The 15,867-nt window shown below is 68.0% G+C and carries 16 protein-coding genes, 1 tRNA gene and 1 pseudogene; 10 read left to right on the top strand and 8 right to left on the bottom strand.

Features of this window, described 5'->3' with window-relative positions:
- Positions 1-26: 26 nt before the first annotated feature.
- The 5 genes from ACFOLC_RS02045 to ACFOLC_RS02025 form a co-directional block, all read right to left on the bottom strand.
- Entirely contained in the window at positions 27-872 is an 846-nt protein-coding gene (locus ACFOLC_RS02045; RefSeq protein ID WP_386757082.1) for an alpha/beta hydrolase family protein, read from the bottom strand.
- Positions 865-1,677 (bottom strand): bifunctional hydroxymethylpyrimidine kinase/phosphomethylpyrimidine kinase, encoded by an 813-nt coding sequence (thiD, locus tag ACFOLC_RS02040; protein WP_386757081.1) that lies wholly within the window; start codon positions 1,675-1,677, stop codon positions 865-867. The genes ACFOLC_RS02045 and thiD overlap by 8 nt, the downstream gene beginning before the upstream one ends.
- 124 nt (positions 1,678-1,801) lie before the next feature.
- Positions 1,802-3,214, bottom strand: coding sequence for a PhoH family protein (locus tag ACFOLC_RS02035; RefSeq protein ID WP_386757080.1), 1,413 nt, complete (start codon positions 3,212-3,214; stop codon positions 1,802-1,804).
- 94 nt (positions 3,215-3,308) lie between these two features.
- Positions 3,309-3,797: a peroxiredoxin gene (locus ACFOLC_RS02030; RefSeq protein ID WP_386757079.1), complete on the bottom strand. Its 489-nt coding sequence runs from the start codon at positions 3,795-3,797 to the stop codon at positions 3,309-3,311.
- A 10-nt stretch (positions 3,798-3,807) separates the two neighbouring features.
- Positions 3,808-4,368, bottom strand: coding sequence for a glycine cleavage system protein R (locus ACFOLC_RS02025; RefSeq protein ID WP_386757078.1), 561 nt, complete (start codon positions 4,366-4,368; stop codon positions 3,808-3,810).
- A 197-nt stretch (positions 4,369-4,565) separates the two neighbouring features.
- Between ACFOLC_RS02025 and dapA the strand changes: the two genes are divergently transcribed.
- Both dapA and ACFOLC_RS02015 read left to right on the top strand, forming a co-directional pair.
- On the top strand, positions 4,566-5,486 hold the full coding sequence (dapA, locus tag ACFOLC_RS02020) for a 4-hydroxy-tetrahydrodipicolinate synthase (protein WP_386757076.1): 921 nt from the start codon (positions 4,566-4,568) through the stop codon (positions 5,484-5,486).
- An 18-nt stretch (positions 5,487-5,504) separates the two neighbouring features.
- Complete coding sequence (locus tag ACFOLC_RS02015; RefSeq protein WP_386757074.1) at positions 5,505-6,008, top strand: hypothetical protein; 504 nt, start codon at positions 5,505-5,507, stop codon at positions 6,006-6,008.
- A gap of 94 nt (positions 6,009-6,102) precedes the next feature.
- Here the strand turns inward: ACFOLC_RS02015 and fdxA are convergent, their stop codons facing one another.
- Entirely contained in the window at positions 6,103-6,426 is a 324-nt protein-coding gene (gene fdxA, locus ACFOLC_RS02010) for a ferredoxin FdxA (protein ID WP_386757072.1), read from the bottom strand.
- Between the two features lie 130 nt (positions 6,427-6,556).
- Positions 6,557-6,632, bottom strand: a tRNA-Glu gene (locus ACFOLC_RS02005).
- A gap of 159 nt (positions 6,633-6,791) precedes the next feature.
- On the opposite strand from ACFOLC_RS02005, the pseudogene pcnB reads away from it, so the two are divergent.
- The 6 genes and pseudogenes from pcnB to pgi form a co-directional block, all read left to right on the top strand.
- Positions 6,792-8,099: pseudogene (gene pcnB / locus ACFOLC_RS02000) on the top strand (polynucleotide adenylyltransferase PcnB); the annotation flags it as partial.
- Positions 8,096-8,620, top strand: coding sequence for a 2-amino-4-hydroxy-6-hydroxymethyldihydropteridine diphosphokinase (folK, locus tag ACFOLC_RS01995; RefSeq protein WP_386757070.1), 525 nt, complete (start codon positions 8,096-8,098; stop codon positions 8,618-8,620). The pseudogene pcnB and the gene folK, both read left to right, overlap by 4 nt.
- A gap of 58 nt (positions 8,621-8,678) precedes the next feature.
- The gene (panB, locus tag ACFOLC_RS01990; RefSeq protein ID WP_386757069.1) at positions 8,679-9,497 is read left to right on the top strand and encodes a 3-methyl-2-oxobutanoate hydroxymethyltransferase; all 819 of its coding nucleotides are present in this window, start codon (positions 8,679-8,681) and stop codon (positions 9,495-9,497) included.
- A gap of 52 nt (positions 9,498-9,549) precedes the next feature.
- Positions 9,550-10,398 (top strand): pantoate--beta-alanine ligase, encoded by an 849-nt coding sequence (panC, locus tag ACFOLC_RS01985; protein ID WP_386757068.1) that lies wholly within the window; start codon positions 9,550-9,552, stop codon positions 10,396-10,398.
- 132 nt (positions 10,399-10,530) lie between these two features.
- On the top strand, positions 10,531-10,911 hold the full coding sequence (gene panD / locus ACFOLC_RS01980; RefSeq protein ID WP_386757067.1) for an aspartate 1-decarboxylase: 381 nt from the start codon (positions 10,531-10,533) through the stop codon (positions 10,909-10,911).
- 22 nt (positions 10,912-10,933) lie between these two features.
- Complete coding sequence (gene pgi, locus ACFOLC_RS01975; RefSeq protein ID WP_386757065.1) at positions 10,934-12,457, top strand: glucose-6-phosphate isomerase; 1,524 nt, start codon at positions 10,934-10,936, stop codon at positions 12,455-12,457.
- A gap of 202 nt (positions 12,458-12,659) precedes the next feature.
- Here the strand turns inward: pgi and queG are convergent, their stop codons facing one another.
- On the bottom strand, positions 12,660-13,706 hold the full coding sequence (gene queG, locus ACFOLC_RS01970) for a tRNA epoxyqueuosine(34) reductase QueG (RefSeq protein ID WP_386757933.1): 1,047 nt from the start codon (positions 13,704-13,706) through the stop codon (positions 12,660-12,662).
- 67 nt (positions 13,707-13,773) lie between these two features.
- Between queG and ACFOLC_RS01965 the strand changes: the two genes are divergently transcribed.
- Positions 13,774-15,285: an NAD(P)H-hydrate dehydratase gene (locus tag ACFOLC_RS01965; protein ID WP_386757064.1), complete on the top strand. Its 1,512-nt coding sequence runs from the start codon at positions 13,774-13,776 to the stop codon at positions 15,283-15,285.
- 16 nt (positions 15,286-15,301) lie between these two features.
- A complete protein-coding gene (tsaE, locus tag ACFOLC_RS01960) occupies positions 15,302-15,790 on the top strand; it encodes a tRNA (adenosine(37)-N6)-threonylcarbamoyltransferase complex ATPase subunit type 1 TsaE (RefSeq protein ID WP_386757931.1) in 489 nt (162 codons plus the stop codon).
- The last annotated feature ends 77 nt before the right edge of the window (positions 15,791-15,867 follow it).

Raw genomic sequence — 15,867 nt, 5'->3', positions numbered from 1 at the left:
CGGCGTAAATTCGGCGTAAAAGCTGCTCAGCGCAGCAATGTCGCCGCCACCGTTTCGGGTTGCTTCATCCAGGCGAAATGGTCGGCGCGGGTGCCCAGCTGCGTGCTGTCGAGAATGTCGACCGTGGCGCGCGCGTGGCGCAGCTTCGACAGCAGGAAGCGCAACGAGGACTCCGGGCCGAGCCAATCACGCTGCATCGCCACGGCGCGGACGTCCAGGTCGACCAGCGCGCCCATTGCGGCTTCCAGGTCGATCTTCAGGCCGGCCGCCCGATAACGGCCGCTGAGGCCGGTGCGTGCCCAGTCGCGGATCAGCCCGCGCGCTTCCTCGCCACCGAAACCGATGTGCCGGCCCGGCAGCGAACCGCGGCGCTGCGCCAACCACGGCAGGAAGCGGTAGGCCAGCGGCAACCACAATCGGTGCGGCAACGGAAAGGCACGCCAATACGGCGCACCACTGGCGACCAGCCACAGCTGCCGCGCACGCTCCGGTGACAGGGCGAGATGGCAGCACGCCAGCTGACCGCCGAGGCTGTGGCCACCGACGATGCGCGGCAGACCGGGGGCTTGTTGTTCGAGCAATGCCTCGGAGGCGGGCAGGTCGCGGGTAAGTAGTTCGTGATAGCCCCAGTCGTCACGCCGGCCCGGACGCAGGTTGCTGCTGCCGTTTCCGCGCCATTCGTGCACGAATACGGCGATACCGCCGGCCGCCAAGGCCTCGGCGAACGGCAGGTAGTGCTTGGCGGCGACACCCAGCGCCGGCAGCCAGAGCAGGCTCGCCCGCGGTTGCGCCGGCACGCGCGCGAACACCTGCCAGCGATGGCCGTCATCGGCCTGAGTGTCGAATCCGTGTGCTTGCCACGCCTCAGCCATGCGGTGCCGCTCCAAAGTGATCAAGCACGACGACCTCGCTGCGTCCAGGTCGATAGCCGCCGCGCAGCGCCGCGTGCACGTAGTCGGCCGCGGCGATGCAGCTGGCTTGCAATGAACGGCCGCGGCACAGGTTGGCGGCCACGGCCGACGCCAGGGTGCAGCCGGTGCCGTGCGCATCGATGCGCAGGCGCGGGTGTGCGATCTCGCACACGTCCTCCTGCCCCTGAGCGAACAGGTCGACGACGTCGCCGTCGCCGGGCAGATGACCGCCCTTGAGCAGCACCGCGCGCGCACCAAGCCGCTGCAGGCCGTGGATGGCCTCGCGCATCGCCGTGATGTCGGGGATGGGCGTGCCGAGCAGCAGTTCGGCCTCGGGCAGGTTGGGTGTGATCAGGGTCGCCAGCGGGATCAGGCGCGTGCGCAGCGCGTCGAGCGCGGCTGCCTCGAGCAATCGCGCCCCCGAGGTGGCAATCATCACCGGATCGAGCACGACGTGCGTCGGGCGGTAGTGCTCGAGCGCATCGGTCACGGCATGGATCACGCTGGCGTTGGCGAGCATGCCGAGCTTGACCGTGCCAATGGCGAAGTCGTCGAAACAGGCGTCGATCTGCGCGCGCAGGAATGCCGTCGGCGGCACCTCCACCGCGGTCACGCCGCGGGTGTGCTGCGCGGTGAGCGCGGCAATCGCGCTGAGCCCGTGCACGCGGTGCGCGGCGAAGGTCTTGAGGTCGGCCTGGATGCCGGCGCCGCCGCCGGAGTCGGAGCCGGCGATGGTTAGTGCGCAGATGGGGCGTTGGTCGTCCATGGCGCCATTGTGCATCGGCGCGCACACGCTTTTGTAGGAGCGGCTTCAGCCGCGGGCTCTTGATTTTGTATTCGACAACCGGAGAGCTCGCGGCTGAGGCCGCTCCTACAAAGAGCAATAGCGGCTACAGCACTTCGGAGGCGTAATCCGCCAGCCGCGAACGCTCGCCCCGACGCAGGGTCACATGCGCGCTGTGGTTCCAGTTCTTGAAGCGGTCGACCGCGTAGGTGAGGCCGGAGGTGGTCTCGGTCAGGTAAGGCGTGTCGATCTGCTCGACGTTGCCCAGGCACACGATCTTGGTGCCGGGGCCGGCACGGGTGATCAGCGTCTTCATCTGCTTCGGGGTGAGGTTCTGCGCCTCGTCCAGGATCAGCCAGCGGCTCAGGAACGTGCGGCCGCGCATGAAGTTCATCGAGCGGATCTTGATGCGCGAGGCGAGCAGGTCGTTGGTTGCCGCGCGGCCCCAGCTACCGCCTTCCTGGTTGTGGGTGAGCACTTCCAGGTTGTCGGTCAGCGCGCCCATCCACGGCGTCATCTTTTCTTCCTCGGTGCCGGGCAGGAAGCCGATGTCCTCGCCGACGCTGACCGTGGCGCGGGTCATGATGATCTCGCGGTAGCGCTGCTGGTCCATGGTCTGCGCCAGACCAGCGGCGAGCGCCAGCAGGGTCTTGCCGGTGCCGGCGGTGCCGAGCAGGGTGACGAAATCGATCTCCGGGTCCATCAGCGCGTTGAGGGCGAAATTCTGCTCGCGGTTGCGCGCGGTGATGCCCCACACGGCGTGCTGGTTGTGGCGGAAGTCGTCGACGATCTGCAGCGTGACCTTGGCGTCGGTGACCTTGGCGACCTTGAGTTCGGACTCGTCGTCGCCGGGCAGGTACAGGAACTGGTTCGGATGCCAGTCGTCATCACGCCCGCGGTCGTCCTCACTGCGCGAGATCTCGTAATAAGTGCGGCCCTTCTCGGTCCAGGACTTGAGGTCCTTGCCATGGCGTTGCCAGAAGTCCTCCGGCAGCGCGGTCGCGCCGGTGTAGAGCAGGCTGAAATCGTCGAGCGCACGATCGTTCTCGTAGTCCTCCGACACGATCCCGGCGATCGAAGCCTTGATGCGCAGGTTGATGTCCTTGGACACGAACACCACCGGCACGCCCGGGTCGGACTCCTTCAGTGACAGGATCGAGCCGAGGATGTGGTTGTCCGGGATCACCGCGCCGAAGCGCTTGCCGGCGTCGAAGTCGCGGGTCTGGAAGCGCAGCTTGCCGATGCTCTGCACGCCGCGCAGTTGTAGGCCCTTCGGCCGGAGCAGGGTAATGCCGTCGTGGATCTTGTCGCTGCCTGAAGCCTCGATCAGCTCGTTGAGGAAGCGACTGACCTGGCGTGCGTTGCGGCTGGCCTCGGAGGTGCCTTTCTTGCCGTTGTCGAGCTCCTCGATGACCTGCATCGGCAGGAACACGTCGTGCTCTTCGAATTTGAACAGCGCGGTGGGGTCGTGCATGAGGACGTTGGTGTCGAGCACGTAGATGCGCTTGCTTCGCGTCATTCGGATTTCCTGGCAGATGACCTGAGGAAGGGGCAGGGCAGCGCCGCCGTGGCCCGCGGGGCGGGACGGCGGAACGGGTTGAACGCTGGGGTGATCACTGCGTTGCGGCAGCCTTGAGTGTGTCGTGGACGGCCTGGGCATGGCCGGGGACTTTCACCGGTTGCCATGACTGGGCGATGACGCCTTTGGGGTCGATAAGGTAGGTGCTGCGCACGATGCCGAGCACCTTGCGCCCGTACATGTTCTTTTCCTTGATCACGCCGAAGGCCTGGCACAGCGCCTCGTCGGCGTCGCTGGCCAGGTCGAACTTGAAGCCCTGCTTGGTGCAGAAGTTCTGGTGCGACCTGATCGAGTCGCGCGACACGCCCAGCACCGTCGCGCCCAGCTTCTTGAACTTGGGCAACAGCGCGTTGAAGTCGGTGCCCTCGGTGGTGCAGCCCGGCGTGCTGTCCTTCGGGTAGAAATACAGCACCAGCCATTGGCCGGCGTAGTCCTTGAGCTGGACCGTCGCGCCGCTGGACAGGGCCAGCGGCAGCTCGGAAACGGACTTGGGAATGCGGTCGCCGGTATCGAGTGCGGTCATCGCTGCCTTCTCAGAACTTCATCGGGTCCATGATGGCGTCGAGGTTGAGGTGGTCGCAGAACTCGAGGAAGTCATCACGCAGCGCGGCGATGTGCATGCTCGCCGGCACGCCGATGGTGACCTGGGCCGAAAACATGTCGGCACCGGTCTGCATGGCCCGGTAGCGCGAGCAGTGCAGGCTTTCGATGGTGATGCCCTGGCGGTCGAAGAAGTCGGCGAGCTGGAACAGGATGCCGGGCTTGTCCGCGGCCACGACCTCGACCACGTACGGCAGCAGGTTGGACTGCATCGCCTTGGGGCCGGTGCGGTACCAGACCAGCTTGATGCCTTCCTCGCGCTCGAGCCGGGTCAGCATCGCCTCGAGCTTGGCGACCGAGTCCCAGGAGCCGACGGCGAGCGCGGTCACCGAGACATCGCGGCCTACCGTGGCCAGGCGCGCATCGACCAGGTTGCAGCCCGAGTCGGTGATCCGGCGCGTCACCGACAACAGTGGCGACTCCGGATGCGTCGTATAGGCGTTGATCAGGAGGTGATTTTCGTTCGGCGACGGCCGGGATGCGGAATCGGTCAAGGCGGCGCCTGCGTAATGGAGCTGTGGAGCTCGGAGACTGAACGGCGGCCCGCGTACGGGCTGCGGCTTGACGGCAGCATACTTGCCCGTGCTTTCGGGCCGCAAGTAACATTCCCTTACGATCGTCCCTGATCAATGGCCCGCACACCCATGTGCGGGGATTCAACGAAATACCGACTCCCACGGGACTGAACACCTTGCGACTTACCGGCAGCATCACCGCGCTGGCGACGCCGTTCGACACGGCCGGCGAACTCGACCTCGACGCCTGGCAGCTCCTGCTCCAGCTGCAGCTCGACGGCGGCACCCAGGCCCTGGTCGTGGCCGGCTCCACCGGCGAGGCCGCCGCGCTGTACGACGCCGAGTTCGACACGCTGCTGCGCAGTGCGATCGAATTCGTCGGTGGGCATGCGGGCAACCGGAATGTGCCGGTGCTGGCCGGCACCGGCCAGTCCAACACCGCCAAGACCATCGAGCAGACCCGCCGCGCCGCCGCGCTCGGCGCCGATGCCGCGCTGGTGGTGACACCGCCGTACGTGCGCCCGACCCAGGCTGGTCTGGTCGCGCACTACCGTGCCATCGCCGACGACGGCGCATTGCCGATCGTGCTCTACAACGTGCCCGGCCGCACCGGTGGTGATCTGCTGCCGGAGACCGTGGCCGAACTGGCCGACCATCCGCGCATCGTCGGTATCAAGGAAGCGCGCAGCGAGCCCGAGCGCATGGCGGCATTGCTGGCGTTCAAGGACGACGGCTTCACCGTGCTCAGCGGCGACGACCCGACCGCGTGCCGGGCCATGCTCGCCGGCGCCGACGGCATTGTCTCGGTGGCCTCGAACGTGCTGCCGGCGGCTTTCCGCCGCCTCGCCGACCTGGCCCGGACCGGCAAGCGCAGCGAGGCCGAGGCATGGGACGGGCGCATGAGCGCCGCCTACGAATTTCTCGGCGTCGAATCCAATCCGATCCCGGTCAAGGCGTTGTTGGCGCGGCAGGGCATCGGCCACGGCCTGCGCCTGCCGCTGTTACCTTTGTCCGCCCCTCACCACGAGGCGGCGGGCCAAATCGCCGACCTGGTCCGCGAACTCGAACAAACCTGCCGCGACCCGCTCGCGGCCTGAACCCTGCAGGAGATTCACATGCGTTCTTATGTTTCGATGTCCCGCGCCGCCGTTGCCGGCCTGTTGCTGGTCGGTGTCGTCGTCGGCTCCGGTTGCAGCTGGTTCCGCAAGGGCAATGACCTGTACGCGCAGAGCCCGGAGACGCGTCCGCTGGAAGTGCCGCCGGACCTCGACCTGCCGCGTACCGACACCGCGGTGAACGTGCCGGTCCCGGCCGCGGTGCCGGGTTCGACCGCGCCGGCCGCCACCTCGATCGGTTTCACCATGGTCGGCACCCGCGACGAGGTGTTCGCCAAGGTCGGCGAGGCGTTGGCCGCAGTGCAGGGCGTCGAAGTCGCCAGCAGCGCCCAGGCGCTGGGCGTCTACGACGTCAACTACCAGGGCAGCAACTTCCTGGTGCGTGTGGCCGGTGCCGATGTCGGCGCCTACATCTCGGCCGTTGATCCGCGCGGCTTGCCCGCGGCCGGTGACGCCCCGAAGAAGCTGATCGATACGCTGCGCACGGCGCTGGTCAACGAGTAATCCGACCGCCACCGGATACGAAAACGGGCGCCGTGGGCGCCCGTTTTCATTGCGGGGTCCGCCTCGGCTATGGCTGCAGCGAGACGCGCCCGGGTCAGCGTTCGAGCTGGTCGAGCTTGCCGGTCTTGCCTTCCCAGTCCTTGGCGTCGGGCAGGGCGTCCTTGCGGGTGGTGATCACCGGCCAGGCCTTGGCCAGTTCGGCATTGAGCGCGACGAAAGCTTCCTGCCCGGCCGGCACGTCGTCCTCGGGGTAGATCGCATTGATCGGGCATTCCGGCTCGCACAGGGTGCAGTCGATGCATTCGTCCGGGTCGATCACCAGGAAGTTCGGGCCCTCGTGGAAACAGTCGACCGGGCACACCTCGACGCAGTCGGTGTACTTGCACTTGATGCAGTTCTCGGTGACGACGAAGGGCATGGTGTTGGATCCGTGGTGAAAGCGCTGGGGGCAGACCAATATTGTAGCGACTCGCGCCGGCTGGCCCTAGCCGCGGACAGGTGCAGAAAGGACAAAGCCCGCGCATCGCTGCGCGGGCTTTGTCCGTATCTGGTACTCCCAACGAGATTCGAACTCGTGTATCCACCTTGAGAGGGTGGTGTCCTAGGCCTCTAGACGATGGGAGCAGGGTGAAGCGGTGGGCCCCGCGCCAGACTCTCAACGTGGCGCGGCCTGCTAGTATATGCGCCGCTGTTGCCGCCGGCAACGGTCACTCACGTTTTTTTCCGGAACGCGGCGACGCCCGCTCGATGCAGCCAGACAGCCAATCTCCCAATGCCATGATGCGGATCATCCCGCGCGACCAGCACAACGTCTCGCGCAAGGACATCAGCCCCAACGCCTTGCGCGTGCTGTACCGGTTGCGCGATGCCGGCTTCGGCGCCTACCTGGTCGGTGGCGCGGTGCGCGACCTGCTGGCCGGCGGCCATCCCAAGGACTTCGACGTGGCCACCGACGCCACGCCGGATGAGGTCAAGGGGCTGTTCCGCAATTGCCGCCTGATCGGACGCCGCTTTCGCCTGGCGCACGTGGTCTACGGCCGCGAGATCATCGAAGTCGCGACCTTCCGCGCCAACAGCGACGACGGCAGCGGCGACCGCGAACAGCACGAAGGCGGCCGACTGCTGCGCGACAACGTGTTCGGCACGATCGAGGACGATGCGATCCGTCGCGACTTCACTGCCAATGCGCTGTACTACGCCATCGAGGATTTCTCGGTGCGTGATTACACCGGCGGCTTCGAGGATGTGCGCAATCGCCTGATGCGCCTGATCGGCGATCCGGAAACCCGCTACCGCGAAGACCCGGTGCGGATGCTGCGCGCGGTACGGCTGGCGGCCAAGCTCGGTTTCGAGATCGAGGCGGCCACCGCGGCCCCGATCCCGCAGCTGGCGCCGTTGCTGGCCGAGGCCGCACCGGCGCGTCTGTTCGAGGAATGCCTGAAGCTGTTCCTGTCCGGCCACGCGGTCGCGAGCTTCCTCGGCCTGGAGCGCCATGGCCTGTTGCCGGCGTTGTTGCCGGAAACCGCCGCGGCGCTGGCGTCCAATCGCAGCGGCGCCTTGCGGCGCATGCTGCTGGAAGGCCTGAAGGGTACCGACGCACGGGTCGCCAATGACGAGCCGGTATCGCCGGCGTTCCTGTTCGCGCTGCTGCTGTGGCCGGCCTATTGCCGCGCATTGATGGCGCTGCAGGCGCAGGGCGTGCATGCGGCCGAGGCGCAACGCCGCGCCGCCGATCGCGTGACCGTGCACCAGCTCAATACGATCGCGTTGCCGCGCCGCTTCTCGCTGCCGATGCAGGAGATCTGGCTGCTGCAGTCGCGCTTCTCGCAGCGCCAGCGCAAGCGCGTGTTCCGCCTGCTGTCGCACCCACGCTTCCGCGCGGCGTTCGATTTCCTGGTGCTGCGCCTGACGGCTTCGGACGAGCATGCCGATGATGTCGCCTTCTGGCGCGACGCGCAGGCCAAGTCTGGCGACGAGCTCGCCGCCCAGATCGAGGCGCGTGCCATCGACGAGGGCGCGGATGAGGGCGAAAAAGTCGCACCGCGCAAGCGCCGGCGCCGGCGGCGTGGCCAGGCTCCCGCAGGCGAATGAACCCGGTCACGGTCGCGTTTGTCGGCCTCGGCAGCAACCTCGGCGACAGTGTCGGTACCGTGCGCACGGCTCTGTCTGCGCTCGACACGCTGGCCCAGACGCGATTGCTGCGTGCTTCGCGCCTGTACCGGACGCCGGCTTGGGGCGTGACCGAGCAACCCGACTTCATCAATGCCGTGGCGATGCTGGAAACCTCGCTGACGCCACCGGCCTTGCTGGCGGGGCTGCTGGCGATCGAGCACCGGGCCGGACGCGATCGCCGGGCCGATGGCAGTGACCGCTGGGGCCCGCGCACGCTTGACCTCGATCTGCTGCTGTACGGCGATGCGGTCGTCGACGAACCCGGCCTGCACGTGCCGCATCCACACCTGCACGAGCGCGCGTTCGTGCTGGTGCCGCTGGTCGAGATCGCACCCGATGCGGTGATTGCGCACATCGGTCTGGCACACGAGGCATTGGCGAGGATCGATGCCGGCGACATCCAGGCGTTACCCTATGCCGACCCCACGGCAGACACCTGAGCGCCCGCGCCCAGGTCGGCCGCGCCAGTAGGCTCTAACAGCAGGCAGGCCCCAGCCCATGTACGCCGGAACCCCCAACGACAAACCCTGGACCGTGCCGGCCCTGGCCGATGCCAAGCGCGACGGCTGCAAGCTGGTGATGCTGACCTGCTACGACGCCGGTTTCGCCCGCACCATGGACGCCGCCGGCGTCGACCTGGTGCTGGTCGGTGATTCGCTAGGCATGGTCGTGCAGGGCCACGACAGCACCTTGCCGGTCACCACCGCGGACATCGCCTACCACACCACCTGCGTCGCGCGCGGCTTGAACAAGGCGCTGCTGATCGCCGATCTGCCGTTCCAGGCCGACGCCACGCCCGAGCGTGCACTCGATGCGTCGGTGCAGCTGCTGCAGGCCGGGGCGGCGATGGTCAAGCTGGAGGGCGCGGGGCACAAGCTCGAGGTGATCCGCTTCCTGGTCGAGCGCGAGATCCCGGTCTGCACCCACCTGGGCCTGACCCCGCAATCGGTGCTGCGCCTGGGCGGCTACAAGGTCCAGGGCCGCGACGAAGTGGCGGCTGCCAAGCTGCGTGCCGATGCACGCGCGGTCGCCGAGGCCGGCGCCAGCTTGCTGGTGCTGGAATGCGTGCCCACCCCGGTCGCGGCGGCGATTACCGCCGACCTCACTATCCCGACCATCGGCATCGGTGCTGGCCCGCAGTGCGATGGCCAGGTGCTGGTGCTGCACGACCTGCTCGGGGTCAATTCCGGCCATCGCCGGCCGCGCTTCGTCAAGGATTTCCTGGCGCAGGGCGGCTCGATCGCCGGTGCGGTGCAGGCCTATGCACAGGCCGTGCGCGGCGGCAGCTTCCCCGACGCCGAGCACTCCTATGCCTGACCGGCGTACCCCCGTCTCGAACACCTACGCGTCAAACGTCCGTCGAACCGCCATGATCGAAACCGTGACCGAGCTGGCCGCGCTGCGCGCGCGCGTGGCGCAGTGGCGCCGGGAAGGACTGCGCGTTGCCCTGGTACCGACCATGGGCAACCTGCACGACGGCCACTTCTCGCTGGTCCGGCTGGCGCGCACGCACGCCGATCGCGTCATTGCCAGCGTGTTCGTCAACCCGACCCAGTTCGGTCCGAACGAGGATTTCGCCCAGTACCCGCGCACGCCCGAGGCCGATGCCCATGGCCTGGAGGCGGCCGGTTGCGATGCGGTGTGGCTGCCTTCGGTGGCGACCATGTACCCCTACGGCGTCGAGGCGACCGTGCGCGTGCAGGTGCCGGCGGTCAGCGAAACCCTGGAAGGCGCGCACCGCCCCGGTCATTTCGACGGCGTGGCCACCGTGGTGTCGCGGTTGTTCAACCAGGTGCAGCCGGACGTGGCGGTGTTCGGGCGCAAGGACTATCAGCAACTGGCGGTGATCCGCTACCTGGTCCGCGATCTGGCTTTCCCGATCGAAGTGATCGGCGCGGACATCGTGCGCGAGGGCAGTGGCCTGGCCATGAGCTCGCGCAACCAGTACCTGTCGGCGCCCGAGCGCGAGCAGGCGGCGCAAATCCACCGTTGCCTGCAGGCGATGCGCGAGGCGGCCCAGGCCGGCCGGCCGCGCGGGGCGATCGAGGCCGAGGCCCACGAACGCCTGGCCGCCGCCGGGTTCGTGCCGGATTACGCCGTGATCCGAGGCCTGGACCTGACCGTCCCCGCCGATGGCGAGGGCGGGGCACGGGTGGCCCTGATTGCGGCCCGCCTAGGCCGGACCCGGTTGATCGACAATCTCGAATTCGAGGCCTGATCGCGGCTGCGGTGGCGGTCTGAACCGTTCCAGCGGCGTCGCCAATCCGGGGCTGGGGGTGATGTTGCAGTGCGCCATGCGCTGCTAGACTTCGATTTTCACGCCCGCACGTCCGCGGTCGGAGTCAGGAACATGCAACTCAACGTCCTCAAGGCCAAGATCCACCGCGCCACCGTCACCCACGCCGAGCTGCACTACGAAGGCTCCTGCGCGATCGACGGCCGTCTGCTCGATATCTCGGGCATCCGCGAGTACGAGCAGATCCACATCTACAACGTCAACAACGGCCAGCGCTTCGTCACCTACGCCATCCGCGGCGAGGAAGGCAGTGGCGTGATCTCGGTCAACGGCGCCGCCGCGCACTGCGCGCAGCCGGGCGATCTGGTGATCATCTGCGCCTACGGCGTCTGCGATGAGGCCGAAGCCGCCAAGCACAAGCCGACCTGTGTCTACGTCGACCGCAGCAATGCGTTGACGCACACCAACCGCTCGATGCCGGCTCAGGCCGCCTGATCCCTCCACTTCCAGGCAGCGCATGAGCCACGAACCCCGTCTGAGCCAACTTCTCGCCCAGGCAGGGCGTGTTGTTCAAACTCCGCTGCACAAGCTCGTTGTCGATGATCCGGCCCGCGCGCAGGATTTCGCCCTGCGCGTCGGCCCGATCTACGCCAACTTCGCACGCCAGCATTACGACCGCGATGCGCTGGCCGCGTTGTTTGTCCTTGCAGAACAGGCCGGTGCCCGGCACAAGCTGCAGGCGCTGTTCGACGGCGAGAAGATCAACCTCACCGAAGGCCGTGCCGTGCTGCACACGGCGCTGCGTGGTGACCTGTCATCGACGGCGACCGCACGCGCGGCCCACGCGCAGGCCGTGGAAGCGCGGGCGCGCATGCGTGTGCTGATCGATGCGTTGGCTGCCGGCGACGTCACCGATGTCGTCAGCGTTGGCATCGGTGGCTCCGATCTGGGGCCGCGCCTGGCGGTCGATGCGCTGACCGGCGCGGCGCCGGGTCGGTTCCGCGTGCATTTCCTTTCCAATGTCGATGGCCATGCCGCGCAGCGCGTGCTGGCCGGGCTCGACCCGCGCCACACGGCTGCAGTGCTCATTTCCAAGACCTTTGGAACGCAGGAGACGCTGCTCAACGGCGCGATCCTGCGCGACTGGCTCGGCGAGCACGCGTCGGCGGATGGTGGACGCCTGTATGCGGTGTCGGCCAATGTCGAGCGTCCCGCCGCGGCGTTCGGCATCCCGCCCGAGCGCATCCTGCCGATGTGGGACTGGGTTGGCGGGCGTTATTCGTTGTGGTCGGCGGTCGGGTTTCCGATCGCGCTGGCGATCGGCATGGACGCGTTCGAGGCGATGCTGGCCGGTGCCGCGCAGATGGACGCGCACGTGCTGCACACGCCGCTCGAACAAAACCTCGCTGCCTGGCATGCGCTGACCGCGGTGTGGAACCGCAACGGTCTCGGCTACGCCACCCAGGCCGTGCACGCCTACGACGAACGCCTGAAGCTGCTGTCCAACTACCTGCAGCAACTGGTGATGGAGAGCCTGGGCAAGTCGGTGCGCACCGACGGCTCCGCGGTGGAGGTCGATACGGTGCCGGTGTGGTGGGGTGGCGCTGGTACCGACACCCAGCACAGCTTCTTCCAGGCGCTGCACCAGGGCACCTCGATCGTGCCGTCCGACTTCATCGGTGTGGTGCGCAGCGATACACCGTATGCCGACAACCATCGCGCACTGCACGCCAACCTGCTGGCGCAAACCGAGGCCTTCGCCAACGGCCAGGCCAGCGACGACCCGCACCGCGCCTATGCCGGCGGCCGGCCGACCACGATGATCCTGCTCGACGCACTTACGCCGGAATCATTCGGTGCGCTGCTGGCGCTGTACGAGCACAGCGTCTACCTGCAGTCGGTGGTCTGGGGCATCAACGCCTTCGACCAGTTCGGCGTCGAGCTGGGCAAGCAGGTCGCGAGCCGCTTGCTACCGGCGTTGGCGGGCGAGGCGCAGGCCGATGACCCGGTGACCCGGGCGCTGCTCGACCAGTTGCGCTGACCAGCAGCCCGGATAAGGCCGAAGGCCGCATCCGGGAGATTGGCCCCGGGTGCGCTTCGCTTACCCGGGCTGCCGCTGATTTAGAAGGTGCCCAAAGGGCGGATGAGGGTACGGGGCGAACGCGAGGTTTGGTGCTCGCAGCGAACCCTCGCCTCAGCCCCTCTCGGCTCTGGATACCCTTCGGGCGCCGAAGAGAGAGGAGCTAAACGCCGTGCCGCTGCAGCGCCCACTCGATGTGCTCGCGCACCATCGGACTGGCGGACTCGCGGCGCGACTGCAGCGCAGCCACCACTTCCGGCGTCGACGGCGCATTGCCCAGCGCCACCGCGATGTTGCGCTGCCAGCGCTCAAAGCCGCTGCGGCGGATCGCCGTGCCTTCGGTGCGCTGAAGGAACTCCGGTTCGCTCCAGGCGAACAACTGCACCAGCGTGGCCTTGTCGAGGTCGTTGCGGGTACGGAAGTCCGGCTCGTCGGTGCGCTGCGCAAACTTGTTCCAGGGGCAGATCAGCTGGCAGTCGTCGCAGCCGAAGATGCGGTTGCCGATCGGTGCGCGCAGCTCCTCGGGAATCGCGCCTTCGTGCTCGATGGTGAGGTAGGCGATGCAGCGTCGCGCATCCAGTCGGTACGGCGCGACGATGGCCTGGGTCGGGCAGATGTCGATGCAACGACGGCAGGTGCCGCAATGCGCGCTGGCTGGCGCATCGACCGGCAACGGCAGGTCGACGTAGATCTCGCCGAGGAAGAAGAACGAGCCGCCGTCCTTGTCGATCAGGCAGGTGTGCTTGCCGATCCAGCCCAGGCCGGCGTTGCGCGCCAGCGCGCGCTCCAGCACCGGTGCCGAATCGACGAACACGCGGTGCCCGAACGGACCCACCTCCGCGGCGATGCGGTCGGCGAGCCGTTGCAGGCGCTGGCGCATCAGCTTGTGGTAGTCGCGGCCGAGCGCGTAGCGGGCGACATAGGCGCGTTCGCCCGCGTCAAGCGTGGCCCAGGCTTCGTCGGCATCGCGGCCGTAGTCGAGGCCGACCGAAATCACGCGGATGGTGCCGGGGTGCAGGGCGTCGGGGCGTGCGCGCAGCTCGCCGTGGCGCGCCATCCAGTCCATCGAGCCGTACAGCCCCTGCGCCAGCCAATCGCGCAGGTGGGCCTCGTCGTCGCCGAGTTCGATGCCGGCGATGCCGCAACGCTGGAAACCGAACTCGTGTGCCAGCGCGCGGATGCGCCGCGCCAGTACGGCGTAGTCGGGCATCGCGGTGGGTATCGGGTGCAGCGGGTGTTCGGCGGGTTTCACGGTGTGGCAAGTATAGAATCGTGCGATGCCTCACGATGCCGCGCCGTTCACCGCCGCCCTCTACGATGCCGCCGCCTTGCGCTCGGTCGAGGCGCGGGCGGCGCAGGTGCTGGGCGACGATTACGCACTGATGCGCCGCGCCGGCCAGGCTGCCTGGCGCGAGTTGCTGGCGCACTGGCCGCAGGCGCAGCGCATCGTGGTGGTATGCGGCCCTGGCAACAACGGCGGTGACGGCTACGTGCTGGCGCGACACGCGCAGGAGGCCGGGCGTCCGGTAATCGCCGTTCACCTGCCCGGACAGGCGCCGCGCAGCGAGCTCGCGCGCCGCGCCGCGTGCGATTACGCAGCCAGTGGCGGGGCGGTCGAGGTATTCGAATCGGGCGCGTTGCCCGTAGCAGACGTGCTGGTCGATGCCTTGTTCGGCATCGGGCTGGCACGCGCGCCGGATGCCGTCAGTGGCGCCCTGATCGAGGCGATCAATGCGCAATCGGCACCGGTGCTGGCCCTGGACGTGCCCAGTGGCGTCGATGCCGATCGTGGCCATGCGCACTCGCCGGCGGTGATCGCGGTGCGCACCATCGAATTCCTCGCGGCCAAGGCCGGTCTGCGGACCGGGGCTGCGCTTGATCATGCCGGCACGGTGTCATTGGCGACGTTGACCCAGGCCGGAGACAACTTCACGACGGATGTGCCGGTCCGTGCCGAGCGGCTGGCGCCGATCGATCTGTCGCGGTGGCTGACGCCGCGTCCGCGCGACAGCCACAAAGGTCGCAACGGCCGCGTGCTGTGCATAGGTGGTGATCACGGCAGCGGTGGGGCGATCGCGCTATGCGCCGAAGCGACCTTGCGCAGCGGAGCGGGCTTGGCCGAGGTCGGCACGCGCGAGTCGCATGTCACCGCGTTGCTGTCGCGATTGCCCGAGGCGATGGCGCATGGCGTTGTCGATGCGGCCTCGCTGCAGATGGCGCTGGAGCGTGCCGACGTGATCGCGCTCGGGCCCGGACTCGGCCAGGACGCATGGGGGCGCGCGCTGTTCGAGCGCGCCATGGCCAGCGGCAAGCCGCTGCTGCTCGACGCCGATGCCCTGAACCTGCTGGCGGCGCATCCGTTCGCCTTGCCGGCCGATGCGGTCATGACGCCGCATCCGGGCGAGGCCGCGCGCCTGCTCGGATGCACCACCGCCGACGTGCAGTGCGATCGTTTTGCGGCGGCACACGCCCTGTGCGAACGCTATGCCTGCGTGGTGGTGCTCAAGGGTGCCGGCAGTATTGTCGTCGCCGCGCACGAAACGCCGCGCGTGATCGCCGCCGGCAATCCCGGCATGGCCGTGGGCGGCATGGGCGACGTGCTCAGCGGTGTGATTTCGGCCTTGCGCGCGCAGGGACTGCGCGCCTTCGATGCCGCCAGTTGCGGTGCGTTGCTGCACGCCGCCGCTGGCGACGCCGCTGCGCACGAGGGCGGCGAGCGCGGCCTGTTGCCGAGTGATCTGATGCCGTGGCTGCGCCATTTTGCCAATCCCGAAAGCGTGCGTGATTAGTCCAGGAGCCGTGGTGATTGCACCCGATGCAATTTCGTTGGAGTTGACCGACAGCGCCGCCACCGATGCGCTTGGTGCGCGACTGGCGCATTCGCGACCGATGCACGCCGTGGTGCATCTGCAGGGTGATCTCGGCGCGGGCAAGTCGACGCTCGCCCGCGCGTTGTTGCGCGCGCTCGGCGTGCAGGGCGCGATCCGCAGCCCAACCTACACCCTGGTCGAGCGTTATCCCTTGGCCACTGGTGGTGAGGCCTGGCATCTGGACCTGTACCGGATTGCCGATGCCGGCGAACTCGAATTCCTCGGCCTGGATGGCGAGGAAGCGCACCTGTGGCTGATTGAATGGCCCGAACGCGGGAGCGGCACCCTGCCGCCAGCGGATCTGACCGTCGAGCTGGCCGTCGCCGGGGCGGGGAGGCAGGCACGGCTGGTGGCCGGTACGGCGGTCGGGCGCGACTGGCTAGAGCGCCTCACCAGCGAGCAGGGGGTTGCAGCCGACTCCTGAACGATCCCCTAGGAAGTTGCGGCAGGTCGCGGATTCATAAGGGAAAAGTGCTTGCAAAATTGCTGCGCCGGTGGTTG

Source organism: Lysobacter cavernae (genome assembly GCF_042648505.1).
GTDB lineage: Bacteria > Pseudomonadota > Gammaproteobacteria > Xanthomonadales > Xanthomonadaceae > Lysobacter_L > Lysobacter_L cavernae.
This window is presented reverse-complemented; position numbering and strand designations above follow the sequence as displayed.

Excerpts from the sequence above, each read along its gene's own strand:
- ACFOLC_RS02045 (WP_386757082.1), bottom strand. The coding sequence starts at position 872 with ATGGCTGAGGCGTGGCAAGCACACGGATTCGACACTCAGGCCGATGAC.
- thiD (WP_386757081.1), bottom strand. The coding sequence starts at position 1,677 with ATGGACGACCAACGCCCCATCTGCGCACTAACCATCGCCGGCTCCGAC.
- ACFOLC_RS02035 (WP_386757080.1), bottom strand. The coding sequence starts at position 3,214 with ATGACGCGAAGCAAGCGCATCTACGTGCTCGACACCAACGTCCTCATG.
- ACFOLC_RS02030 (WP_386757079.1), bottom strand. The coding sequence starts at position 3,797 with ATGACCGCACTCGATACCGGCGACCGCATTCCCAAGTCCGTTTCCGAG.
- ACFOLC_RS02015 (WP_386757074.1), top strand. The coding sequence starts at position 5,505 with ATGCGTTCTTATGTTTCGATGTCCCGCGCCGCCGTTGCCGGCCTGTTG.
- fdxA (WP_386757072.1), bottom strand. The coding sequence starts at position 6,426 with ATGCCCTTCGTCGTCACCGAGAACTGCATCAAGTGCAAGTACACCGAC.
- folK (WP_386757070.1), top strand. The coding sequence starts at position 8,096 with ATGAACCCGGTCACGGTCGCGTTTGTCGGCCTCGGCAGCAACCTCGGC.
- panB (WP_386757069.1), top strand. The coding sequence starts at position 8,679 with ATGTACGCCGGAACCCCCAACGACAAACCCTGGACCGTGCCGGCCCTG.
- panC (WP_386757068.1), top strand. The coding sequence starts at position 9,550 with ATGATCGAAACCGTGACCGAGCTGGCCGCGCTGCGCGCGCGCGTGGCG.
- panD (WP_386757067.1), top strand. The coding sequence starts at position 10,531 with ATGCAACTCAACGTCCTCAAGGCCAAGATCCACCGCGCCACCGTCACC.
- pgi (WP_386757065.1), top strand. The coding sequence starts at position 10,934 with ATGAGCCACGAACCCCGTCTGAGCCAACTTCTCGCCCAGGCAGGGCGT.
- queG (WP_386757933.1), bottom strand. The coding sequence starts at position 13,706 with ATGCCCGACTACGCCGTACTGGCGCGGCGCATCCGCGCGCTGGCACAC.
- ACFOLC_RS01965 (WP_386757064.1), top strand. The coding sequence starts at position 13,774 with ATGCCTCACGATGCCGCGCCGTTCACCGCCGCCCTCTACGATGCCGCC.